This window comes from Pseudazoarcus sp. NS20 (genome assembly GCF_059703745.1).
Window position 1 is genome coordinate 397,462 of the sequence record NZ_BAAKIY010000002.1, and the last position, 21,750, is coordinate 419,211.

22 protein-coding genes are annotated in these 21,750 nt (G+C 62.7%); 7 read left to right on the plus strand and 15 right to left on the minus strand.

Annotated features, from left to right (window positions below):
- Positions 1-3 precede the first annotated feature (3 nt).
- The 4 genes from pssA to AC6H0W_RS07630 form a co-directional block, all read right to left on the minus strand.
- Positions 4-816: a CDP-diacylglycerol--serine O-phosphatidyltransferase gene (gene pssA, locus AC6H0W_RS07615; RefSeq protein WP_497576562.1), complete on the minus strand. Its 813-nt coding sequence runs from the start codon at positions 814-816 to the stop codon at positions 4-6.
- 114 nt (positions 817-930) lie between these two features.
- The gene (gene ilvC, locus AC6H0W_RS07620) at positions 931-1,947 is read right to left on the minus strand and encodes a ketol-acid reductoisomerase (RefSeq protein ID WP_497576563.1); all 1,017 of its coding nucleotides are present in this window, start codon (positions 1,945-1,947) and stop codon (positions 931-933) included.
- 84 nt (positions 1,948-2,031) lie between these two features.
- Positions 2,032-2,523, minus strand: coding sequence for an acetolactate synthase small subunit (gene ilvN, locus AC6H0W_RS07625; protein WP_497576564.1), 492 nt, complete (start codon positions 2,521-2,523; stop codon positions 2,032-2,034).
- Between the two features lie 147 nt (positions 2,524-2,670).
- On the minus strand, positions 2,671-4,362 hold the full coding sequence (locus AC6H0W_RS07630; protein ID WP_497576764.1) for an acetolactate synthase 3 catalytic subunit: 1,692 nt from the start codon (positions 4,360-4,362) through the stop codon (positions 2,671-2,673).
- Between AC6H0W_RS07630 and AC6H0W_RS07635 the strand changes: the two genes are divergently transcribed.
- From AC6H0W_RS07635 to AC6H0W_RS07650, 4 genes are all read left to right on the plus strand, one after another.
- Positions 4,252-4,497: a hypothetical protein gene (locus tag AC6H0W_RS07635; RefSeq protein WP_497576769.1), complete on the plus strand. Its 246-nt coding sequence runs from the start codon at positions 4,252-4,254 to the stop codon at positions 4,495-4,497. The genes AC6H0W_RS07630 and AC6H0W_RS07635 overlap by 111 nt on opposite strands.
- Positions 4,498-4,537: 40 nt before the next feature.
- A complete protein-coding gene (locus tag AC6H0W_RS07640) occupies positions 4,538-5,017 on the plus strand; it encodes an RDD family protein (RefSeq protein ID WP_497576565.1) in 480 nt (159 codons plus the stop codon).
- A gap of 236 nt (positions 5,018-5,253) precedes the next feature.
- On the plus strand, positions 5,254-7,926 hold the full coding sequence (pepN, locus tag AC6H0W_RS07645) for an aminopeptidase N (protein ID WP_497576566.1): 2,673 nt from the start codon (positions 5,254-5,256) through the stop codon (positions 7,924-7,926).
- A gap of 56 nt (positions 7,927-7,982) precedes the next feature.
- Positions 7,983-8,198 (plus strand): hypothetical protein, encoded by a 216-nt coding sequence (locus AC6H0W_RS07650; protein WP_497576567.1) that lies wholly within the window; start codon positions 7,983-7,985, stop codon positions 8,196-8,198.
- 254 nt (positions 8,199-8,452) lie between these two features.
- Here AC6H0W_RS07650 and AC6H0W_RS07655 read toward each other — a convergent pair whose 3' ends face one another.
- On the minus strand, positions 8,453-8,962 hold the full coding sequence (locus tag AC6H0W_RS07655) for a carboxymuconolactone decarboxylase family protein (RefSeq protein ID WP_497576568.1): 510 nt from the start codon (positions 8,960-8,962) through the stop codon (positions 8,453-8,455).
- Between the two features lie 29 nt (positions 8,963-8,991).
- On the opposite strand from AC6H0W_RS07655, the gene pdxR reads away from it, so the two are divergent.
- On the plus strand, positions 8,992-10,479 hold the full coding sequence (gene pdxR / locus AC6H0W_RS07660; RefSeq protein WP_497576569.1) for a MocR-like pyridoxine biosynthesis transcription factor PdxR: 1,488 nt from the start codon (positions 8,992-8,994) through the stop codon (positions 10,477-10,479).
- A 124-nt stretch (positions 10,480-10,603) separates the two neighbouring features.
- Here the strand turns inward: pdxR and AC6H0W_RS07665 are convergent, their stop codons facing one another.
- From AC6H0W_RS07665 to AC6H0W_RS07675, 3 genes are all read right to left on the minus strand, one after another.
- Complete coding sequence (locus tag AC6H0W_RS07665) at positions 10,604-10,882, minus strand: HNH endonuclease (protein ID WP_497576570.1); 279 nt, start codon at positions 10,880-10,882, stop codon at positions 10,604-10,606.
- Positions 10,794-11,588 (minus strand): hypothetical protein, encoded by a 795-nt coding sequence (locus tag AC6H0W_RS07670; protein WP_497576571.1) that lies wholly within the window; start codon positions 11,586-11,588, stop codon positions 10,794-10,796. The genes AC6H0W_RS07665 and AC6H0W_RS07670 overlap by 89 nt, the downstream gene beginning before the upstream one ends.
- A 93-nt stretch (positions 11,589-11,681) precedes the next feature.
- Positions 11,682-12,569: a LysR family transcriptional regulator gene (locus AC6H0W_RS07675; protein WP_497576572.1), complete on the minus strand. Its 888-nt coding sequence runs from the start codon at positions 12,567-12,569 to the stop codon at positions 11,682-11,684.
- A gap of 107 nt (positions 12,570-12,676) precedes the next feature.
- On the opposite strand from AC6H0W_RS07675, the gene AC6H0W_RS07680 reads away from it, so the two are divergent.
- Positions 12,677-13,777, plus strand: coding sequence for an NADH:flavin oxidoreductase/NADH oxidase (locus AC6H0W_RS07680; RefSeq protein WP_497576573.1), 1,101 nt, complete (start codon positions 12,677-12,679; stop codon positions 13,775-13,777).
- A gap of 120 nt (positions 13,778-13,897) precedes the next feature.
- Positions 13,898-14,518, plus strand: a complete 621-nt coding sequence (locus tag AC6H0W_RS07685; RefSeq protein ID WP_497576574.1) for a class I SAM-dependent methyltransferase — start codon at positions 13,898-13,900, stop codon at positions 14,516-14,518.
- A 190-nt stretch (positions 14,519-14,708) separates the two neighbouring features.
- Here the strand turns inward: AC6H0W_RS07685 and AC6H0W_RS07690 are convergent, their stop codons facing one another.
- From AC6H0W_RS07690 to AC6H0W_RS07720, 7 genes are all read right to left on the minus strand, one after another.
- Positions 14,709-16,466, minus strand: coding sequence for a methyl-accepting chemotaxis protein (locus AC6H0W_RS07690; RefSeq protein WP_497576575.1), 1,758 nt, complete (start codon positions 16,464-16,466; stop codon positions 14,709-14,711).
- A 154-nt stretch (positions 16,467-16,620) separates the two neighbouring features.
- The gene (panC, locus tag AC6H0W_RS07695; protein WP_497576576.1) at positions 16,621-17,448 is read right to left on the minus strand and encodes a pantoate--beta-alanine ligase; all 828 of its coding nucleotides are present in this window, start codon (positions 17,446-17,448) and stop codon (positions 16,621-16,623) included.
- Positions 17,449-17,539: 91 nt separating this feature from the next.
- Positions 17,540-18,355, minus strand: a complete 816-nt coding sequence (panB, locus tag AC6H0W_RS07700; RefSeq protein ID WP_497576577.1) for a 3-methyl-2-oxobutanoate hydroxymethyltransferase — start codon at positions 18,353-18,355, stop codon at positions 17,540-17,542.
- 120 nt (positions 18,356-18,475) lie between these two features.
- The gene (locus AC6H0W_RS07705) at positions 18,476-19,117 is read right to left on the minus strand and encodes a deoxynucleoside kinase (protein ID WP_497576578.1); all 642 of its coding nucleotides are present in this window, start codon (positions 19,115-19,117) and stop codon (positions 18,476-18,478) included.
- Positions 19,118-19,128: 11 nt separating this feature from the next.
- The gene (gene folK, locus AC6H0W_RS07710; RefSeq protein WP_497576579.1) at positions 19,129-19,623 is read right to left on the minus strand and encodes a 2-amino-4-hydroxy-6-hydroxymethyldihydropteridine diphosphokinase; all 495 of its coding nucleotides are present in this window, start codon (positions 19,621-19,623) and stop codon (positions 19,129-19,131) included.
- Complete coding sequence (pcnB, locus tag AC6H0W_RS07715; RefSeq protein WP_497576580.1) at positions 19,620-20,978, minus strand: polynucleotide adenylyltransferase PcnB; 1,359 nt, start codon at positions 20,976-20,978, stop codon at positions 19,620-19,622. Before pcnB ends, folK begins: the two co-directional genes overlap by 4 nt.
- A gap of 92 nt (positions 20,979-21,070) precedes the next feature.
- A complete protein-coding gene (locus AC6H0W_RS07720; protein ID WP_497576581.1) occupies positions 21,071-21,742 on the minus strand; it encodes a histidinol-phosphatase in 672 nt (223 codons plus the stop codon).
- Positions 21,743-21,750 lie beyond the last annotated feature (8 nt).

The window sequence follows — 21,750 nt, forward strand, 5'->3', positions numbered from 1 at the left end:
GGCTTATTCCTCGCTGGGTGGTTTGTTTTCCTGCGCCGCGGCGTTGGCACGGCGACGCCGCAGCCAGCGCCAGGCGAGAATCACGTAGCCCGAAGCGGCGTACAGCAGGAACAGCGCAAACAGCACGCCGGCCGGGTAGGTCGACACCAGCGCGAAGCCGAGCACCACCGCGATCACCACGATGAACGGCACGCTCTTGCGCAGGTTGATGTCCTTGCCGCTCCAGAACAGCACGTTGCTGACCATCGACAGGCCGGCAAAGACCGTCAGGAAGGCGGTCAGCCACATCACGTCCGTGCCCGGAATGTCGTTGTCCGTGACCACCCACACCAGACCAGCAACCAGCGCCGCGGCAGCCGGGCTGGGTAAGCCCTGGAAGAAGCGTTTATCCACCGAATCGATGGTGGTGTTGAAGCGCGCCAGACGCAGTGCCGCGCCGGCGCAGTAGATGAAGGCGGCGATCCAGCCGATGTTGCCGAGGTCTTTCAGCGCCCATTCATAGACGATGAGCGCCGGTGCCGCGCCAAAGGAAACCATGTCGGCCAGCGAGTCGTACTCCGCGCCGAACGAGCTTTGCGTATTGGTCAGGCGTGCCACGCGTCCGTCGAGGCCGTCGAGCACCATGGCCACGAAGATGGCGACGGCGGCGATGTCGAACCGCCCCTGCATAGCCTGCACGATGGCGTAGAAGCCGGCGAACAATGCGGCGGTGGTGAACAGGTTCGGCAGGATGTAGATACCCCTGCGACGGCTGGGCGGGGAGGCGGGCGGCGAGTAGTTGTCTTCCTGCACGTTGTGGTCAGCTCGTTCGTTCATATGACTCGATTGTAGCGCAGGCCGGCTGCGCAGCGCGCCGAGGCGTAAACGGAAGCGGGGCGGGGCGCGCGGAAAACCGCGTCGCACCCGCCCCGCTTTGTCAGCGTGAGCCGATCAGTTCTTCGACTGGTCGACCAGCTTGTTCTTGCTGATCCACGGCATCATCGAGCGCAGCTGCGAGCCGACGACTTCGATCTGGTGGGCAGCGTTAAGGCGACGATACGCCGTCATGGACGGGTAGTTGGTGCGGCCTTCGGAGATGAACATCTTGGCGTATTCGCCGGTCTGGATGCGCTTCAGAGCCTTGCGCATGGCAGCACGGGATTCGTCGTTGATGACTTCCGGGCCGGTCACGTACTCGCCGTACTCGGCGTTGTTCGAGATCGAGTAGTTCATGTTGGCGATGCCGCCTTCGTACATCAGGTCGACGATCAGCTTGAGCTCGTGCAGGCACTCGAAGTAGGCCATTTCCGGAGCGTAGCCGGCTTCCACGAGAGTCTCGAAGCCAGCCTTGATCAGCTCGACGGCGCCGCCGCACAGCACGGCCTGCTCGCCGAACAGGTCGGTTTCGGTTTCTTCACGGAAGTTGGTCTCGATCACGCCGCCCTTGGTGCCGCCGTTGGCAGCCGCGTAGGACAGGGCGATGTCGTGGGCCTTGCCCGACTTGTCCTGGTGGATGGCGATCAGGGTCGGCACGCCGCCGCCTTTCAGGTACTCGGAGCGCACGGTGTGGCCCGGGCCCTTCGGGGCGATCATGATCACGTCGAGGTCGGCGCGCGGCACGACCTGGTTGTAATGCACGTTGAAGCCGTGGGCGAACGCCAGCACGCCGCCTTTCTTGATGTTCGGCTCAACGGCGTTCTTGTAGACCTCGGGGATGTTCTCGTCCGGCAGCAGCATCATGACCAGGTCGGCACCCTTCACGGCCTTGTCGATTTCCTCGACTTTCAGGCCGGCGGCCTTGGCTTTTTCCCACGAAGCGCCGTCCTTGCGCAGGGCCACGGTGACCTTGACGCCGGATTCGGACAGGTTCTGGGCGTGGGCGTGGCCCTGGGAGCCGTAACCGACGATGGTGACCTTCATCTTCTTGATGAGGGAAAGGTCGGCGTCCTTGTCGTAATAAACTTTCATCGTTTCCTCGCTTTGTTCGGGTGCTTCTTCAGGCAGAAAGGGTGCAGCCCTTCGCGCACGGAGTGCGAAGGGCCACGGTTCAAATCAGATCTTCAGGATGCGGTCGCCGCGGCCCACGCCGCACACGCCCGATCGCACGGTTTCCAGGATCAGGTCGGTGTCGATGGCCGCCACGAAAGCGTCGAGCTTGCCCTGGTCGCCGGTCAGTTCGATGACGTATGAGGCTTCGGTGACGTCGATGATGCGCGCACGGAAGATGTCGGCCATGCGTTTGACTTCTTCGCGGTCCTTGCCGGTGGCACGGACCTTGATCAGCATCAGCTCGCGTTCGACGTGGGCGGACTCGGAAATGTCGACCACCTTGATCACCTCGACCAGCTTGTTCAGCTGCTTGGTGATCTGCTCGATGATGTCATCGGAGCCGGTGGTGACGATGGTCATGCGCGACATCGAAGGGTCTTCGGTCGGCGCGACGGTGAGCGATTCGATGTTGTAGCCGCGGGCCGAGAACAGGCCCGAGACGCGCGACAGGGCGCCGGCTTCGTTCTCGATCAGCAAGGAGATGACGTGTCTCATGTTCAATTCCCGGGGAGGGTCGTATTGAGCCGCTCTGCTCACCGCAACGGAGCACCGCCAGAGGGTGCTCCGCGCCGACGGGGCCGGGTGGGGCTCCGTCGGAGACTGCGGCATGGGTGAGTCGCAGCCCGTTGGCGCGTCGGCAGGTTAGAGGTCTTCGGCCGACAGGATCATCTCGGTGAGACCCTTGCCGCCCTGAACCATCGGATATACGTTTTCGGTCGGATCCACGAGGAAGTCGAGGAACACCATTTCATCCTTGTGCTCGACGAATGCCTTGCGTAGCGCGCCCTCGACATCGGCCGGGCTCTTCACCTGGATGCCGACGTGGCCGTAGGATTCGGCCAGTTTGGCGAAGTCGGGCAGCGAATCCATGTACGACTCGGAATAGCGGCCGCCGTGGAACAACTGCTGCCACTGGCGCACCATGCCGAGGTAGCCGTTGTTCAGGTTCACGATCTTCAGCGGCAGGCGGAACTGCTTGCAGGTAGACAGCTCCTGGATGCACATCTGGATCGAGGCTTCACCGGTGATGCACGCCACCTGAGCGTCCGGGTGCGCAAGCTGCGCGCCCATGGCGTAGGGCAGGCCGACACCCATGGTGCCGAGGCCGCCCGAGTTGAGCCAGCGGCGCGGCTTTTCGAAGCGGTAGTACTGCGCGGCCCACATCTGGTGCTGGCCCACGTCGGAGGTCACGAAGGCTTCGCCGTTGGTAACTTCCCACAGCTTCTGCACCACGAATTGCGGCTTGATGATCTCGTCGGAATTCTTGTACTGCATGCAGTTGCGGCTCTGCCATTCGGCGACCTGCTTCCACCATGCGTTGAGCGCTTCCTTGTCCGGGCGGGCTTCGCCGGACTCGATCTGGCGGATCATCTCGTCCAGCACGTCGCGCACGTCGCCCACGATGGGCACGTCCACCTTTACACGCTTGGAGATCGACGACGGGTCGACGTCGATGTGGATGATCTTGCGCGGCTGCTCGGCAAAGTGCGCCGGGTTGCCGATCACGCGGTCATCGAAGCGCGAGCCCACGGCCAGCAGCACATCGCTGAAGTGCATCGCCATGTTGGCTTCGTAGGTGCCGTGCATGCCGGGCATGCCCAGGTACTGTTTGTCGCTGGCCGGGTAAGCGCCAAGACCCATCAGGGTGTTGGTGATCGGAGCGCCGAGCAGCTTCGTCAGCTTGATGAGCTGCTCCGAGGCGTTGGACAGGATCACGCCGCCGCCGGAGTAGATCATCGGGCGCTTGGCTTCGAGCAGCAGTTGCACGGCCTTGCGGATCTGGCCCTGATGGCCCTTGACCACCGGGTTGTACGAGCGCATCGACACCTCGGCCGGGTACTCGAACACCGCCTTGTGGGTGGATACGTCTTTCGGGATGTCGACCAGCACCGGGCCGGGACGGCCGGTGCGCGCCAGCATGAACGCCTTCTTCATGGTGGCAGCGATGTCTTTCACGTCCTTCACGAGGAAGTTGTGCTTCACGCAGGGGCGGGTGATGCCCACGGTGTCGACTTCCTGAAAGGCGTCCTGGCCGATGGCGGCGGTCGGCACCTGACCGGTGACGATGACCATCGGGATCGAATCGCAATAGGCGGTGGCGATGCCGGTCACGGCGTTGGTCGCGCCCGGGCCGGAGGTCACCAACGCTACGCCCACCGTCTCGGTGCAGCGCGCATAACCGTCGGCAGCATGCACGGCGGCCTGCTCATGACGAGTCAATACGTGACGGACCTGCTCCTGGCGGAAAAGAGCATCATAAATATAGAGAACAGCGCCGCCCGGATAGCCGAATACGTACTCGACCTTTTCTTCCTGCAGGCACCTGATTACAATTTCCGCACCGGTGAGTTCCATTTACATGACTCGCTTTCGCACAAATCAGAAACGGCGAAGAGTAGCTTCAGCGCGCCCCGCGGTCAAGGGTTGTTGCGGTGCGCAAGGCCGCTTCGCCTGTCTATTTCCCCCTGAATCTCAAGGGTTTTGCGACCCTTTCGTTTGTTAGGTCCCAATGAAGAAGAAGCCCCCCGTACAGGCGCCTGCGGCGACCGAGCGCCCGGTGGTCGAGCTCGCCGGCCTGCGCCGTCGCCTCGCCAGCATGCTGTATGAAGTGCTGTTGCTGCTGGGGGTGCTCGGGCTGTTCTACATGCTGCCCAACGTCTTGCTGGGCATGGCGATCCAGATCATTCCGGGGCCGTTGCTGCAGCTCGCGTGGGTGTTTCTGGTGTGCGGGGCGTACTTCGTGTGGTACTGGCATCGCCATGGCGCCACGCTGGCAATGCAGACCTGGCGCCTCAAGGTGCTTGATGCGCGCACGGGGCGCCCGCCCACCCTGGGGCGCGCAGCCTTGCGCTACGCTTTGTCGTGGCCTTCGGTGCTGTGCTTCGGTGCCGGTTTGTTGTGGATGATCTTCGACACTGATCGGCAGTTTCTGCACGACCGTCTGGCGGGCACCTGCATCGTCCTGACCCCGCCGATGAAGAAAGGCTGAGGCGGCTGCCCTCGCCGGTGGCCTGCGGGGCGCTGGAGTATCATCGGCACAAGAGTGGCTGTGCTTCTCTGCGTGCGCGGGGCTTTGCGCATGAGCCCCGTTGCAGGGGCCCCTCTCTGCCTGACGCTTCATTGCCTTGATGGTGCACGCCCGGACCGGATGCGGTGTGCCTCTGCTTCGTTGGCAGACAAAGCATGGCTGCGGCATCGTGAATCCAAGACCTGAACTGGAAGACCATGGACAACTCGCTCTCCACCCCCGTCACCATCCAACGCGCTGATTACTCCCCGATGCCGTGGCGCATCGACAGCGTTGAACTGCATTTCACGCTCGACGCCGAAAGCACGTTGGTGAAAAGCCGGCTGGCTTGCGTGCGCAAACGCGGCGAGGACGGCCCGCTGGTGCTGTTCGGCGAGGCCATGGAGCTGGTGTCGCTGCGCATCGACGGCGTCGATGCTGGCGATGCGCTGGAGCGCACGGAGGCCGGCATCGAGCTCGACATCCCCGGCAGCGTAGCCATGGTGGAGATCGTCACGCGCGTGAATCCCACAGCCAATACCACGTTGTCGGGCCTGTACGCCTCGAAGAACGGTCTCTTCACGCAGTGCGAGGCCGAGGGCTTCCGCCGCATCACCTATTTCCCCGACCGCCCGGACGTGCTGTCGCGCTTCACCGTGCGCCTCGAAGGCGACAAGGCGCGTTACCCGGTGCTGCTCTCCAACGGCAATTTGGTGGCCTCCGGCGACTTGCCGGATGGCCGTCACTTCGCCGAGTGGGAAGACCCGTTCCTCAAGCCTTCGTACCTGTTCGCGCTGGTGGCGGCCGACCTCGAAGTGCTTGAGCGCACCGTCACCACCATGAGCGGCCGCGACGTGCTGCTGCAGGTGTGGGTGGAGCACGGCAACCTTGATCGCGCCGGCCACGCCATGGATTCGCTGGTGCACTCCATGCGCTGGGATGAAGAGACCTTCGGCCTTGAGCTGGACCTCGACCGCTTCATGATCGTCGCCGTAGGCGACTTCAACATGGGTGCGATGGAGAACAAGGGCCTCAACATCTTCAATGCCAAGTTCGTGCTGGCGCGCCCCGACACGGCCACCGACGTGGATTACGAAGGCATCGAAAGCGTCGTGGCGCACGAGTACTTCCACAACTGGACGGGCAACCGCGTCACCTGCCGCGACTGGTTTCAGCTCACCCTGAAAGAGGGCCTCACGGTCTTCCGTGACCAGCAGTTCTCGGCCGACATGCTGGCCAACGCGGCCGGCGCGGAGAGCGCCGACTCGGCCCGCGCCGTCAAGCGCATCGACGATGTGCGTGTGCTGCGTGCTGCCCAGTTCACCGAAGATTCCGGCCCGATGGCACACCCCATCCGCCCGGATAGTTATCAGGAAATCAACAACTTCTACACCGCCACGGTGTACGAGAAGGGCGCCGAAGTCATCCGCATGCAGCACACGCTGCTGGGCGCCGAAGGCTTCCGCAAGGGCATGGACCTGTACTTCCAGCGCCACGACGGTCAGGCCGTGACCTGCGACGATTTCGTGGCCGCCATGGCCGACGCCAGTGGTCGCAACATGACGCAGTTCATGCGCTGGTATTCGCAGGCCGGCACGCCCATCGTGACCGCCGACGGTACGTGGGACGCCGCCACGCGCCGTTACACCCTGACGCTAGCCCAGCGTACGCCGCCCACCCCCGGCCAGCCCGACAAGCTGCCGCTGGTGATCCCGTTCGCCATCGGTCTCATCGGCCCCGACGGCAACGACGTACCGCTGCGTCTGGCTGGCGAAAGCACTGCTGGCGCCACTACCCGCGTGCTGGAGTTGGTGGAGGCCAAGCAGAGCTTTGTCTTCGAAGACGTTGCCGCCGAGCCCGTGCCGTCGCTGTTCCGCGGCTTCTCGGCGCCGGTGATGCTGGAGATCGACGAAGACGACGCGCGCCTGGCCTTCCGCATGGCGCACGACTCCGACCCCTGCAACCGTTGGGACGCCGCGCAGCGCTTCGGCGAGCGCGTGGTGCTGGCGCTGGCCGCCAACCCGTCGGCGCCGGTGCCGACGGCTTTCCTGGATGCCTGGGGCGTGCTCATCTCCGACGAGCGCCTCGACCCGGCCTTCCTCGCCATGGCGGCCACGCTGCCGGGCGAGGGCTGGCTGCTCGAACGCATGGGTAAAGCCGATCCGGCCGCGCTGCGCGCCGCGTTGATGCGCACCATGCGCGCCATCGGTGAGCGCTTTGCCGACCAATGGCTGGCGCTGTACGCCCGCCTTGAAGTGAAGGGAGCGTACCGCTACCACCCGGGCGACGCCGGCTGCCGCGCGCTGCGCAACCTGGCCCTGCGTTACCTCGCTGCCGCTGCTCACCCGCGCGGCCTCGCCATGGCCGAAACCCAGTTCGACCACGCCGCCAACATGACCGAGCAAATGGGCGCGCTGGTGGCCCTGGTGCACAGCGCCAGCCGCGCCGCGCAGCACGCGCTGGCCAGCTTCTACACGCGCTTCTCGGCGGACGCGTTGGTGATGGACAAATGGTTCGCCCTGCAAGCCGGCGCCTGGCGCTGGGACGCTGAATCCGCCCCGGTGCTGGAACGTGTGCGCGGCCTGATGGCCGACCCGGCCTTCGCCATCACCAACCCCAACAAGGTGTATTCGCTGCTCGGCACCTTCTTCCGCGGCAACGCGGCGGAATTCCACACGCCGGCCGGCCACGCCTTCTGGGCCGATCAGGTCATCGACCTCGACCGCCGCAACCCGCAAGTGGCGTCGCGCATGGCGCGCTCACTGGAAAACTGGCGCCGCTACACGCCGGAGCTGCAGGCCTCCATCCGCAAGCAGCTGGAGCGCGTCAAGGCCGCGCCGGGCCTGTCGCCGGATGTGGCCGAGATTGTCGGCAAGGCGCTGGCCGACTGACCGCCAACGCCGGATAGCACCAAGGGGCGAATGCCCCTGCATTCAGGACCTGAGGTATGAAGAAAGGCTACGGTGAAATCCGCTGCAAGTTCTGCCAGCAGTGGCAGCGCTCCGAGGTGCAGCACTACGACGAAGAGAGCTTTCTCGCCGTGGCGCCGGGCACCGACGGGCAGGAATGCATCAACCCGTGGTGCCAGCAATGGATTCCGGCGGACAACGACAACTTCCGCTGGCGTACAACAGAGGTGGTGGGCCCGCCGAGCACGGGTTAGGCGCGCGGCATTTGGAAAGGAATGGGGGAGCGAGAGCTCCCCTGTTCGGTCAACCTTGGCCTCCGTGCGCTGGCTGGCCCGGTCGCCATCCACTTGGCAGGAAGATTTCGGGTGAGCCCGGCACGATGACCCTGCCTGATGCACTGCATTTTCTCGGCGAGTGAAGTGCGGCCAAGCAGGTGGAGAAATCAATATCCATCTCGCAGCGCTCCGTGCCTGACCCGAAGGCCCGAGGCAGCAGGGTCCCGAGTGGATTACGCCTGTGCCGACACCGGAAGCCGGAAAGGCGCTCCGAGGCGGTTGAATGCGTTCATGGCTGCAATGGCGATTGTGAGATCAACCAGATCCTTATCGCTGAAGATTGAAGACGCCTTTGCATACGCCGCATCGGAGGCATGTGTTTCGCTGAGCAGGGTCACTTCTTCTGCCCACGCCAAGGCGGCAGCCTCTTGCTCGGAAAAAAGATGCGGCACTTCGTGCCACACCGGGATCAACGCAATTTTCTCGACCGTCATCGTTGCCCTGAGATCACGCGTATGAAGGTCGATGCAGTGAGCGCAGCCGTTGATCTGCGAAATGCGCAGGAACACCAAGTGAATCAGTTGCTCTGGTAAGTTTGTATTGTGGGTGATGTAGCGATGCACGCCGAATAACGCCCTGGCGCCATCCGGCGATATTTCGTGCCAATTCAATCGCGTCATGTTTGCGGTCCTTTTGTTGAAACGGAAGACAGCCGGCATTCGTTGCGGCTTCGGGTCGATCACGCAAAGTGTCGACAGGGGTGACAAATCTGATGGGCAAAGTTACTCCCGCAGATTCACTTGGAAAAGGCCCAAAAATCAGCGTCATGACTGGCCCAACGATCCTTGATGCTGCTTCCATTCAGGTTGAGCGGACGCTTGCTGAACCGCTTGGAGAGCAGATTTATGCCAGCCTCCGTTCGTCGATCCGGGACGGAACGCTCGCTGCAGGCAGTCGCTTGCCGTCCGGTCGGGCATTGGCTGCCCAACTCGGTGTCTCCCGCGGCACCATTCGATTGGCCTACGATCGCTTGATTGATGAAGGCTTGATTTACGGTGCCGGCTCCGCCGGTACGCGGGTGTGTTCGACGCGTCCCCTTGAGCCCGCTGAACAACAATTGTCTTTGGATCGCCCTCTGGCGAACTTCACGCGCCCCTATTCAAGTGCCCCGCTGCCTTTTCAGGTGGGGGTGCCTGCTCATGACGCGTTTCCGGCCAAGACGTGGGAGCGATTGCGGGCGCGTGCGGTGCGTGCGGACGCACATTCCTACAATACGTACCCCGACCCACGGGGCGAGCCGGAGCTCCGCTCCCAAATCGCGAGCTACTTGGCGGTAAGCCGGAAAATTCAATGTCACGCCGATCAAATCATCATTACGGGCGGCTACCGACAAGGTCTGATGCTCACCTTGACCGCGCTGCAGGCGCGAGGCCACAAGGCCTGGTTGGAGGATCCGGGCTATCCATTGGGGCGGCGGGCCTTGGAGCTTGCAGGCTTGACGGTAGAGCCGATCCCGGTCGATTCCGAGGGACTGTGCGTTCGGGAGGGCGTCGCCCGAGCTGTGGATGCATTCGTTGCGTTGGTGACTCCGGGGCAACAGGCCCCGTTGGGAAGCACCTTGTCGGAGGCAAGGCGACGCGATCTGCTCGCTTGGGCGAAGACCCAGGGCGCATGGATTGTCGAAGACGACTATCTCGGGGAGTTGCAGCTGGATGGTCGGGCCGTTCCCGCGCTGGCTTCCGGCGCTGGCGCTGAACGTGTCGTTCACCTTGGCACGTTCAGTAAATCGCTGAGCCCGTCTCTGGGTCTTGGGTTCGTGGTGGCGCCCAAAGCGGTCGCCGAGAAATTTGTCGAAGTTGCCGCGGTGATGTTGCCCGCGCCCAATAGAACCACTCAACTGGCCGTCGCGGAATTTTTGGCTGACGGTCATTTCCTGCGCCATCTTGGAAAAATGAAAGACCTGTATTGCGAACGCCGGGCGCTCGCGATGGAGCATCTGGGCGACCTTTTTCCTGAGCTCGTGCGCTCTGGTCTGGGGCTGATTGCTTACCTTCCGGGCACCGTCGATGACCTGAAGCTCGTGATGTCGGCACGAGAACAAGGGCTGTCACCTTCGGCCTTGTCGTCGTGGTACTCGAGCCCTACGGCGTGCAAGCGCGGCTTTATTCTGAGTGTGACGAATCTTCAATCCAACAATATCGAAGCAGCGTGCGAAAAGCTGGAAAGCGTGATTGCTCAGGCAGCCAAAGTCAGAGCGTGAAACTTTGACCACACCCGTCAGCCGCCGGAGTTGGTGCATTTAGCGCCGCGCCGTCCATTTCGGATCAATATACGGCGCAATGCGCTTTGCTTATTGCGCCCTACGTGAGCTGGAATAACGAAGATCATTCGTCAATTGCATACCAAGACTGGTAACGCCCCGATGTGATAGGGGCGCCATCGCGCTTGTCGCGCTGATTGCAGGGAGCACACAGCAACTGCAAGTTAGTAATGTCGTTGATCCCCCACCTCGATAATGAAACGATGTGGTCGTAATTCTCAACATTCTCAATGCTCATGAGCCCCGTGAGATCGCTATCGCAAAGTACGCAGCGACCGCGGTCGCGAAAAAAAAACGGCGCGTTGCGCCCATCGGGGAGGTCGTACGCGCGCAAGCGTGCCATTGGATGCTAACAGCGAGAGATCAAGGTCTCCGACCTGATCCCGCTGAGCACCCTGAAGTATGCCAGAGACGTAGGAGTTGAAATTCATCATGAGCTCTCGGTTTTGAAAGACGACATGAAAAACCTCATTTACCGTTTGCTTCATAAGGTCTTCGTATGCCGCCGATAGCCATATTTCATTCATGTACTCGTAGATGTCGTCAGCATCGGCTTCGTCGAATTTCGTGTCTTTGTCCTTTAAGAATTCAAAGAAGGTTTGGTGATCGATTCCGTGGTGCTCAAAGGCATGCTCAATCGGTAACTTGTGCGGCTGCAAGTCGGCGATCGCGGGCGGAATATTCTTGAAGTTTGAGTAAATCTTCTTTTGCTTGTCGATGTCAAAGCTGTCGGCTTGCTCCGAGTGCACTCCCTGCACTACGAAGCCGATGAACTGGTGCAAGACCGACTGCTTTTGATAGGGCACGATCCAGTCTGCCCATCGGTCATCGCAATGGAAGCCTTCCAGAAGTAGTGCCTGGTCGAATGTGTTTTTCAATAATCCGCTGACAACATCGCAGATGCTGTAGGTCTCGTAGAACTTGGCCACGATATGCATGCTCTTTTCCCTCCATTCTCGACCATCGACCGCTTTTGTTGAGCCCCAGCCTTCCGGCTGATTCTCTCTCGCCACCATCAACTCCATACGCGCGACAAGCCATTTACTCACCTATCACTATCTGGGCGGCGCAGCCCGCGTAGCGCGCAGTAACCGAAGAGCATTGCGCCGCATGTCGGTCCAAAGTCGGCAGTAACAGCCCCGTCATCCTCCGCGCCTCTTCTTTGGACAAACCCCTCTCAAACACTCAACCGCCCTTTGCGCCCGTGCCGTCAGCGGCCATTCCGCTCGATGAATCAACCACAAGGTATCAATCACCGGCGTGCTGCACGGCACGATCTGGATGGCGTCTTGCCGTGGGTAGGCTTCGCAGGCGTGGCGGGGGAGGACGGTGAAGCCGAGGCCGCGGGCGACGGGTTCGGGCATGAGGGCGATCTGGTTGGTGAAGCCGCGAGAAGGAATGCGGCTGACGCCGGGGTTGCCGGGGTACCAGCGGGCGAGCAGGCGGGCGAGCATGGCGCGGCCGTCGGGGTGGTCGATGAAGCCGATGCGCTCGAGGTCATCCCAACCGCGCACCTGTTCGCCGGCGGGGATGACGAGTTCGAGGGGTTCTTCGGCGAAGTGGCTGGCGGCAAGGCGCGGGTCGTCGGGTTTGAGGGTGACGATGCCGAGTTCGAAGTGGTTGCCGAGCACGGCGTCGAGCACTTCGCGGTCGGGGGCGAAGCGGTAGCGCACCGACAGGCCGGGCACCGCTTGCTGCAGGTCGAGCAGGGCGGGGTAGAGCGACAGGCCGATGCTGCCGGGGGTGATGATGCTGATTTCGCCGCAGTCGGCCTCGGCGGCGGTGAGGCGGGTGTCAAGGCGGCGGTTGGCGTTTTCCAGCTCTGCGCAATATTCGAGCAGCGCGGTGCCGGCGGGCGTGAGTTCAATCTGCCGAGGGCGGCGGATCAGCAGCGGGCCGGTGTGTTGTTCAAGGTGGCGCACGTGCTGGCTGACGGCGGCTTGCGTGAGGTGCAGGCGCTCAGCGGCGCGGGTGAAGCTGCCGGCTTCGATCAGAGTGGAAAAGCTCTTCAGCCACTGCGGGTTGAGCATAACGATCTCTTATCCAAGTGATAAGTGGTGGTGTGTTTTCATTATACGTTTGCCTGCCTAAACTCCGTGGTGTTCGCCGTTGTGGCGTGAAGATCAAGGAGTCCCGCATGTCCGCGTTGTTTTCGCCGTTCCAACTCAAAAACGTCACCCTAAAGAACCGCATCGCGGTGCCGCCGATGTGCCAGTACAGCGCTGTCGATGGCCTGACCAACGACTGGCATCTGGCGCATTACACGGGGCTCGCGCGCGGTGGTGCAGGCCTGGTGATCGTCGAGGCCACGGCGGTGTCGCCGGAAGGGCGCATCACGCCGGGCTGCACGGGCTTGTGGAACAACGCGCAGGCCGAGGGCATGGCGCGCATCGCCGCCGCCATCAAGCACAACGGCGCGGTGCCGGGCATCCAGATCGCCCACGCCGGGCGCAAGGCCAGCGCCAACCGGCCGTGGGAAGGCGATGACCATATTGCCGACAGCGACCCGCGCGGCTGGCAGACCATTGCCCCGTCCGCGGTGGCTTTTGGCGCCGGCTTGCCCAAGCAGCCCAAGGCCATGACGCTGGATGACATTGCGCGCGTGAAGGCGGATTTCGTGGCGGCCGCCACGCGTGCCCGCGACGCCGGCTTCGAGTGGCTGGAGTTGCACTTTGCGCACGGCTATCTGGCACAGAGCTTTTTCAACGTCGATTCCAACCAGCGCACCGACCAGTACGGCGGCGATCTGGCTGGCCGCAGCCGCTTCCTGCTCGAAACCCTGGCCGCTGTGCGCGAAGTGTGGCCGGCCAACTTGCCGTTGACGGCGCGCTTCGGCGTCATCGAATACGACGGCCGCGACGAACAGACGCTGGCTGAGTCCATCGAACTGGTGCGCCAGATGAAGGCGGGTGGGCTGGACATGCTCAACGTCAGCGTCGGCTTCTCCACACCCACTGCCAACATTCCTTGGGGCCCGGCATTCCTTGCCCCGGTGGCCGAGCGTGTACGCTGCGAAGCCGGCCTGCCGGTGGCTTCGTCGTGGGGCATTGACGTGGTGAGCGACGCCGAGCGTGTGATTGCCAGCGGCCAGATGGACCTCGTGATGGTCGGCCGCGCCATGCTCGCGAACCCGCACTGGCCGATGCAGGTGGCACGCGAACTCAAACTCGACAAGCCCACCTGGGTGCTGCCGGCGCCGTATGCGCACTGGCTGGAGCGGTATTACCGGGCGGCTTGAGAGGGCTGTTCCTGTGTAGAACGGCGGGGGCAGTAACAGGTAATGCGCCGATCCCGCCCGCTCAAGAGCGAAGCATTAGAGTAAGCTGAAATAGATCGTATGACTTGAGCGAGGGTCGCCGTGCAACTCAAAGAGCATTGGGAGCAGGTCTATTCTTCAAAACCGCCGGATGGCGTGAGCTGGTTTCAGGAGCATGCAGAGCAATCGCTGCGCCTGATTCGGGAGTCGAAGGTGCCGCACACGGAGCCGATCATCGATGTAGGTGGCGGGGCGTCGACCTTGGTCGACGATTTGCTGGCGGATGGCTACGGTGACGTCACCGTGCTGGACTTGTCTGCGGCGGCACTGCAAAAAGCGCGTGATCGGCTGGTTGAGCACGCGAGAGCGGTGCGTTGGGTGGCCGGGGACATCACGCGTGTGGGTTTGCCCAAGCATGCTTTTGAGGTGTGGCATGACCGCGCGGTATTCCACTTCCTGACAGATCCGCAAGACCGACAGGCCTACGTACAGCAGGTATTGCACGCGGTGAAGCCGGGCGGGCACGTGATTGTGGCGACCTTCGCAGAGGATGGGCCGCTGGAATGCAGCGGGCTGCCCGTGGCGCGCTACAGCCCGGATGGCCTGCACGCGGAGTTCGGCGCACCGTTCAGGCTGGAGGCGCATCAGCGCGAGGAACACCAAACACCGTTTGGCACCAAGCAGAAGTTCATTTATTGCTATTGCCGCAAGCTGGCTGATTGAGCCTGCGTTGTTGAATAAATGGAGCCCGGTTGCGCCGGGCGCCTTCAAGCCCCTTGATGTCGGCTGTTTTCCCGAAGTTGCCATCGGGGCGTTTGCGGCCACTATGCGTGAGCCAATGTACCGTCGTTTGGCGATGATCAGGCTTTGGCGGGATGGCTTGCAGCAAAGTGTTCTGACTGAAGAGGCTGCGTTATGCGCCCCGCAGGTGTTTCAAGGAGGCGCTTAAGCGGTCGATGCGGTCGCTGCTCTCGCCAATCAGGTGCGTTATCTGTTGGGCCGAGGACGAAGACTGCTGAGCCAGCTTGCGCACCTCGTCCGCCACCACGGCAAAGCCTCTGCCGGTCTCTCCGGCACGGGCGGCCTCGATGGCCGCATTCAGCGCCAGCAGGTTGGTCTTCTCTGTAATCTCGTTGATGCTGCCAATGATGTCCGCCACCTTTCGGCTCGATTCCTGTACCTGGCTCATCTCGCGATCAGTGACCTGCGCGGCCTCGTGCTTGGCCTGCTCGTCAGTGCAGTACGCCACCACGAGCCGAATCAGACCTTCCGAGTCCGTGATCGGACAAAACGTACCTTTGAACTGATTAGGGCTGCCCTGCGCGTTGTTCATGGCGAATTCGCTGACGATTTGCTCACCAGCAAGCAGGCGTTGCATGTTTTTTTCGCCGACGATGGCTGTCAGCGCGCTCGATTGCTTGAGGAGCTGCTGTTCTTCAGCGAAGCCCAGATGCTCGAGCATGTAGCGGTTTGTCTTTAGCAGCTGACCGCTGGTGGCGAACTCGGCGATGCCGTTGCTCACACTGATGGCGGCAAAGCGGCGCGCGGCTTCGAGTGACATTTCTTTGGTGGTGGTGATGTTGGCCTGGATCGAGATGAAGTGCTCGAGTTTGCCGTCCTTCCCGAAAACCGGGTTGATGGCCATCGATATCCAGTATGGGCTGCCATTCTTGTCGTAGTTCAGGATTTCGTCGTAGAAAGGCTGGGCGGCGCTAATGCATTTTCTGACGCGCGCAACGGTGTCGGCGTCGGTTGCCTGGCCTTGAAGTATCGGGCCGGGCTTCTTGCCGCGTACTTCGTTCAGTGAATAGCCGGTGAGCTTTTCGAAGCCACTGTTAACGTACTGCACCAAACCGTCGGCATCCGTGATGATGATGGAATTGTCGGTTTCATTCGCCACAAGCGAGAGCACTTCGAACTCCTTTTTGCGCTTCATCTCTGCGGTAATGTCATTGGCGAACTTGATGACCTTCACGACCCGCCCCTCCGGGTCGAGGATCGGGTTATAGGTGGCGTGAATCCAAACTGGCCGGCCACCCTTGGCAAGACGACGGTATTCGGCAGTCTGGTATTCGCCGTTGCGCAGACGATCCCAAAACTCCTTGTACGCGCGGGAATGCGCCTCCTGTTCGGAGATAAACAGGCTGTGCTTTTGGCCCTGCACTTCCGCAAGCGTATAGCCCATCAGGCCGAGGAAGTTGTCGTTGGCGAGCAGAATGGTTGCGTCCGGCAGGAACTCGATGACCGCTTGGGCTCGATTGATGGCGGCGATTTGAGATTCGAGGTCGGCACGAGCAATGACCTGTGCCGTGATGTCGGTGGCGAACTTGATGATGCGTGTGACGCGGTTGCCTTGGCGGATGGGAGTGTAGGTGGCCTGTATCCACACCGGCTCTCGGTTACGGTTCAGCCGGCGGAATTCTGCAGTCTGCGACTTACCCTCACGCAGGTCGCTCCAGAAGTTCCGATACTCGGCGCTGTTGGCTTCGTCGTCAGGCACGAACATGCGGTGGTGCTGGCCGCGAACCTCCTCCAGCGAATAACCCATGAGGTGCAGGAAGTTTTTATTGGCACGGAGGATAGTGCCGTCGAGTGTGAATTCAATGACGCCTTGGGTTTGCTCGATGGCAGACAGGATGTCCGAGGAATTGCGGCTGAAAAGGCTGAGCATGCGTGCATCCGTTGGGAAAGAGTCTTGAACTTGACGACATGCTCCTTTACGGCACGAACTGCCGGATAGGAGGCGGGGAGAGTTGGAGATGCCTTCTGCCCGGCGCGGGAGGTCGCGAACGGTCCCCGTTTGCTTCGCCAGCTCCAGGGCCGAACTAGATCTCCAGATTGTCGATCAGTCGGGTGGTTCCCAGTTTGGCGGCTGCCAAAATCACCAGAGGGTCGCTTTCACTGGCCGGGGGCTGCAGGTCGGCCTGACGGCGCACGGTGATGTAGTCGGGCTGCCAGCCGTGTTCAGCGAGGTGTCGCATGGCCTCGGTTTCGAGGTGCAGGAAGTCGTGGTTGCCGGCGCGCACGGCGTCGCGGATGGCCGAGAGTGCGCGGTAGAGCGCAGGGGCTTCGGCGCGCTCAGCTTCGCTTAAATATCCGTTGCGCGATGAAAGCGCCAGGCCGTCGGCGGCGCGCACGGTGTCGCCGCGCACGATTTCGATGGGCAGGGCGAATTCACGCACCATGTTCGAGATCACCATGAGCTGCTGGTAATCCTTCTTGCCGAACAGCGCGACGTCGGGCTGGACGATGGCGAAGAGCTTGAGCACTACGGTGGCGACCCCACCGAAGTGGCCGGGGCGGAATTCGCCCTCGAGGATGCCAACGTGGGCCGGGGCAGGGTCTACGTGGTACTGCTGCGGCGAGGGGTACATCACCGATTCGTCTGGCGCGAAGAGCAGGTCGACGCCGACGGCACGCAGCTTGTCGCAGTCCGCCTCGAAGGTGCGCGGGTAGCGGCCGAAGTCTTCACCCTGACCGAATTGCAGGCGATTGACGAAGATGCTGGCGATCACGGTGTCGGCGTGCTCGCGCGCTTGCTTCATCAGCGCGATGTGGCCGTCGTGCAGGTTGCCCATGGTGGGTACGAAGGCCACGCGGCCCGCGTTGCGGCGGGCGCTGCGGCAGGCGTCGATGGTTTCGAGGATGTGCATGCCTGGATTCGGTGAGGTTGGCGGATGAAGGGTTTGATTCGAGGCTGCGGGGTTGCCGCGTCGCTGCGCGTCTCGCAATGACAGCCCTCTCTCAGTAGCCGTGTGCTTCGGTGGGGAAAGCGCCTTCACGCACTTCGCGCACGTAGGTGGCGATGGCGTCCTCGATGCTGCTGGCGCCCACCATGTAGTCCTTCACGAAGCGGGCTTTCTTGCCGGGGAAGACGCCGATCATGTCGTACAGCACCAGCACCTGGCCGTCGCAATCCGGGCCGGCGCCGATGCCGATGGTGGCCATGGTGGTGAGGCTGGCAGTGATTTCGGCTGCGAGTTTGGAGGGCACCATTTCGAGCACGATGAGCGCGGCGCCGGCCTGCTCCAGCGCCAGGGCATCGGCCTTCATCTTGGCTGCGCCGGTTTCGTCGCGGCCTTGCACGCGGTAGCCGCCGAGTTGGTTCACCGACTGCGGCGTGAGGCCCACGTGGGCGCACACCGGGATGCCACGCTCGACCAGAAAGCGCACGGTCTCGGCCATGTATTCGCCGCCTTCGAGCTTGACCATCTGCGCGCCGGCTTCCATCAGTTTGGCGGCGTTGCGCATGGCCTGCACCGGGCCTTCCTGGTAGCTGCCGAAAGGCATGTCGGCAATGATGAAGGCGCGGTTGCTGCCGCGGGCGACGCATTCCGTGTGATAAGCCATCTGTTCCAGCGTGACCGGCAGCGTGGATTTGTGGCCCTGGATGACGTTGCCGAGCGAGTCGCCGATGAGCACGGTATCGACGCCGGTACGGTCCATCATGGCCGCAAAGCTGGCGTCGTAGGCAGTGAGCATGGTGATCTTGCGGCCTTCGGCGCGCATCTTGCCGAGTTCATGCAGCGTGATCGGCTTTTCGTTCTGCAGATAGGTCATGGCGTGCTATTCCTCCGAGGGCGCGAGTGTTTCGCAAAACACTGCGTGGCACAAGTGCAGGGCGGGGTTGCGGCTGTCACGCAGCCGGGCCGCGGCCATCGGCTGCGATGGCCGGGCAGGTCACGCCGCGTAGTTGAAGAATTCGCGGAAGCTGCGCATGGCGCGCAGGCGTTCAAGCAGCAGGTCGAAGTCGTCGTCCTGGTCGACCGGGTTGAGCACTTCGGCATCGACGATGAATACCGGCGCACCGTCGTATTCATAGAAGAAGCGAGCGTAGCGCTCTGCAACACGTTCAAGATAGCTCTCGGTGATGCGCCGCTCGGCGTCCATGCCACGCTGGAAGACCCGGCCGATGAGGGTTTCGGGCTTGGCCTGCAGGTAGATCACCAGATCGGGCTTGAGCGGTGACACCGGCGCCATCGAATCGTGAATGCGCTGGTACAAGTCGTATTGGTCAGCGGGCAGGTTGAGCTCTGCGAACAGCGGGTCTTTGTCGAACAGGAAATCCGAAACGATGCGCTCGCCGGTCTCGCAGGCCGTGCCGAGGTCGCGCAGTTGTTCCGTGCGCTGCAGCAGGAAGGACAGCTGCGTGGGCAGCGCCCAGCGCTCCATGTTCTGATAGAAGCGGCCGAGAAACGGGTTGAGCTCGGGTTGTTCCAGCACGGTCTGGGCAGAAAGGCGCTCGGCAAGGCGGCGGGCGAGTGAAGTCTTGCCGGCCCCGATCGGGCCTTCGACGACGATATAGCGGGCCTTGTCGAGCATGTCGCGACTCCTCAGAGGCGGGTGATGGCTTGATCCGTTACGTCCGACAGCAAATCGGCCACCGGGCCGTGGCCCGGGATGACGACCTCCGGCGCGATTTCGGCCAGTGGTACCAGCACAAACGCACGCTGGTGCATGCGCGGGTGCGGTACGTCGAGCGTAGCGGTGTGAATCTGCTGAGCATCATAGAGCAGCAGGTCGAGGTCGAGCGTGCGGGGAGCGCAGTGGCCTTCGCGCACGCGCCCGGCCTCGGCTTCGATGTGCAGGAGATGATCGAGCAGCACGGTGGCGGCAATGCTGGTGCTGAGTTCGATCACGCCGTTGATGTAGTCGGGCTGGCCTTCCACGCCAACAGGCGCGGTGCGATACAGCGATGAGCGCTGTATGAGACGTGTGTCCGGCAAGGCCGCGAGAGCAGAGCAGGCATGGTCGAAGCTGGCGGACGGGTCGCCGAGATTGGCCCCGAACGCGATGAAGGCGCGCGCGGAGGCTGCTGCTGCACTCATGTTGCGTCGGCCGGCTGGGCGGGCTTTGCGTTGGGTTTGCGGCGACGGCGGCGTTTGCGCGGCGCGCCTTCGCTCGCGGTGGGCGCCTCGCGGATCAGCGCCTCGCGCTTTTCCTGGCCTGCGCCGGCGAAGTCGTCCCACCATTCGACCAGCGCCATGTCGATTTCGCCAGCCTGCGCGCGCAGACGCAGGAAATCCCAGCCGGCACGGTAACGCGGTTGTTCGATCAGGCGGTAGGGCGCGTGGCCGGCGCGTTTCTCGAAGCGCGGCTGGATGGCCCAGATGTCCTTGATGTCGCCGGCGATCTTGCGTGTGATGGCAAGCTTGCGGGCCTGCACGTCGAGCACGTAATCCATGGCGTCGAACAGTGCGGGCTGGGCGGGCGCGCCGTCTTTCTTGCGCGCTTCCCAGGCGGCCAGCACCTCGTGCCACAGCAAGGTGGCGAACAGGAAACCGGGCGAGACGGATTTGCCGTCCCGTACGCGTTCGTCGGTGTTCTCAAGCGCGAGCCACACGAAGCGCTCGCCCATGGGCTGTTCGAGAATGACGTCGAGCAGCGGCAGCACGCCGTGGTGCAGGCCTTCTTCGCGCAGCTGTTGGAGGCATTTCACTGCGTAGCCCGACAACAGCAGCTTGAGGATCTCGTCGAACAGCCGTGCAGCCGGCACGTTCTCAAGCAGCGAGGCCATTTCGCGGATCGGCGTGCGCGCTGCCGGGTCGATGATCAATCCCAGCTTGGCGCCCAGGCGCACGGCACGCAGCATGCGCACCGGGTCTTCGCGGTAACGCGTGCGCGGCTCGCCGATCATGCGCAGGGTTTTCTGCTGCAGGTCGGCTACGCCGTGGTGGTAATCGACGATGACGCCGGAAACCGGGTCGTAATACAACGCGTTGACGGTGAAGTCACGCCGCGTGGCATCTTCGGCCTGACTGCCGAAGACGTTGTCGGCGAGCACGCGGCCGTGTTCGTCGGTGGGCGTGTCGCCTTCTTCACGCAATGCGCGGAAGGTGGAGACTTCAATCGTCTCGCGCCCGTTCATCACGTGCACGATGCGAAAGCGTCGGCCGATGATGCGCGAGCGGCGGAACAGCGCGCGCACCTCCTCGGGCGTGGCGCTGGTGGCAACGTCAAAGTCTTTCGGCGGCAAGCCGGCCAGCACGTCACGCACGGCGCCACCCACCACGAAGGCCTTGTGGCCGGAATCCTGCAGCACGGAGCACACCTTGACCGCGGCCGGCGAGATGTCGGAACGGCGCATGCCGTGCGTCTCGGGCGCAATCAGGGCGGGTTCGTTGAGGGCGGTCTGGCCGGATCCGGCGCCGCGAAACACTTTGCGCAGCAGCTTGCGGATCATCGGTGGTGGAATGTGATGATGTTCATAAGGGACGAATCATAACCGAAGCAGGGCTCCGTCATGGCGTGCAGATGCAGCGGAGACGGCGATGGTCAGGCCGCGCAATTGAGCGCCAGCACCGGCCAGCGAGCTTGCTCGGCGTGCGCGCGCAACGTGTCGTCGGGGTCGACCGCCACCGGGTGGCTGACCAGCTTGAGCAACGGCAGATCGTTGAGCGAATCGCTGTAGAACCAGGTGTTGTCGAAGCTGCCCCAGTACATGCCGATGCTCTCCAGCCACTCTTCGACGCGGGTGATCTTGCCGGCTTTGAACGAGGGCATGCCGCGCGGTTTGCCGGTGAATTGGCCGTTCTCGTGCGCGGGGATGGTGCCGATCAGATGCGGAATGCCGAATTCGCGGGCAATCGGTCCGGTCACGAAGCTGTTGGTGGCGGTGACAATGGCCACCACGGCGTCGCTGGCGAGGTGCTTGTTGACCAGTTCGCGTGCGGCGTCGCGAATCATCGGGCGAATGCGCTCGCGCATGTATTCGGCGTGCCAGGCGTCGAGCTGCGCGCGGTCGTGGCGCGCCAGCGGAGCCAGCTGGAATTCAAGGAATTCGAAGATGTCGAGCGTACCGGCCTTGTATTGCTCGTAGAAAACCTTGTTGCGTGCTTCATGCACCTCTGGGTCGACCACGCCTTTGCTGATGAGGAATTGGGCCCATTCGAAGTCCGAGTCGCCTGCAAGCAGGGTGTTGTCGAGGTCGAAAAGCACGAGATCCACGGAAAATC

Bases quoted from the DNA above. Each gene is read 5' to 3' on its own strand.
- pssA (WP_497576562.1), bottom strand. From the start codon at position 816: ATGAACGAACGAGCTGACCACAACGTGCAGGAAGACAACTACTCGCCG.
- ilvC (WP_497576563.1), bottom strand. From the start codon at position 1,947: ATGAAAGTTTATTACGACAAGGACGCCGACCTTTCCCTCATCAAGAAG.
- ilvN (WP_497576564.1), bottom strand. From the start codon at position 2,523: ATGAGACACGTCATCTCCTTGCTGATCGAGAACGAAGCCGGCGCCCTG.
- AC6H0W_RS07640 (WP_497576565.1), top strand. From the start codon at position 4,538: ATGAAGAAGAAGCCCCCCGTACAGGCGCCTGCGGCGACCGAGCGCCCG.
- pepN (WP_497576566.1), top strand. From the start codon at position 5,254: ATGGACAACTCGCTCTCCACCCCCGTCACCATCCAACGCGCTGATTAC.
- AC6H0W_RS07650 (WP_497576567.1), top strand. From the start codon at position 7,983: ATGAAGAAAGGCTACGGTGAAATCCGCTGCAAGTTCTGCCAGCAGTGG.
- pdxR (WP_497576569.1), top strand. From the start codon at position 8,992: ATGGGCAAAGTTACTCCCGCAGATTCACTTGGAAAAGGCCCAAAAATC.
- AC6H0W_RS07665 (WP_497576570.1), bottom strand. From the start codon at position 10,882: ATGGCACGCTTGCGCGCGTACGACCTCCCCGATGGGCGCAACGCGCCG.
- AC6H0W_RS07675 (WP_497576572.1), bottom strand. From the start codon at position 12,569: ATGCTCAACCCGCAGTGGCTGAAGAGCTTTTCCACTCTGATCGAAGCC.
- AC6H0W_RS07680 (WP_497576573.1), top strand. From the start codon at position 12,677: ATGTCCGCGTTGTTTTCGCCGTTCCAACTCAAAAACGTCACCCTAAAG.
- AC6H0W_RS07690 (WP_497576575.1), bottom strand. From the start codon at position 16,466: ATGCTCAGCCTTTTCAGCCGCAATTCCTCGGACATCCTGTCTGCCATC.
- panC (WP_497576576.1), bottom strand. From the start codon at position 17,448: ATGCACATCCTCGAAACCATCGACGCCTGCCGCAGCGCCCGCCGCAAC.
- panB (WP_497576577.1), bottom strand. From the start codon at position 18,355: ATGACCTATCTGCAGAACGAAAAGCCGATCACGCTGCATGAACTCGGC.
- AC6H0W_RS07705 (WP_497576578.1), bottom strand. From the start codon at position 19,117: ATGCTCGACAAGGCCCGCTATATCGTCGTCGAAGGCCCGATCGGGGCC.
- folK (WP_497576579.1), bottom strand. From the start codon at position 19,623: ATGAGTGCAGCAGCAGCCTCCGCGCGCGCCTTCATCGCGTTCGGGGCC.
- pcnB (WP_497576580.1), bottom strand. From the start codon at position 20,978: ATGATCCGCAAGCTGCTGCGCAAAGTGTTTCGCGGCGCCGGATCCGGC.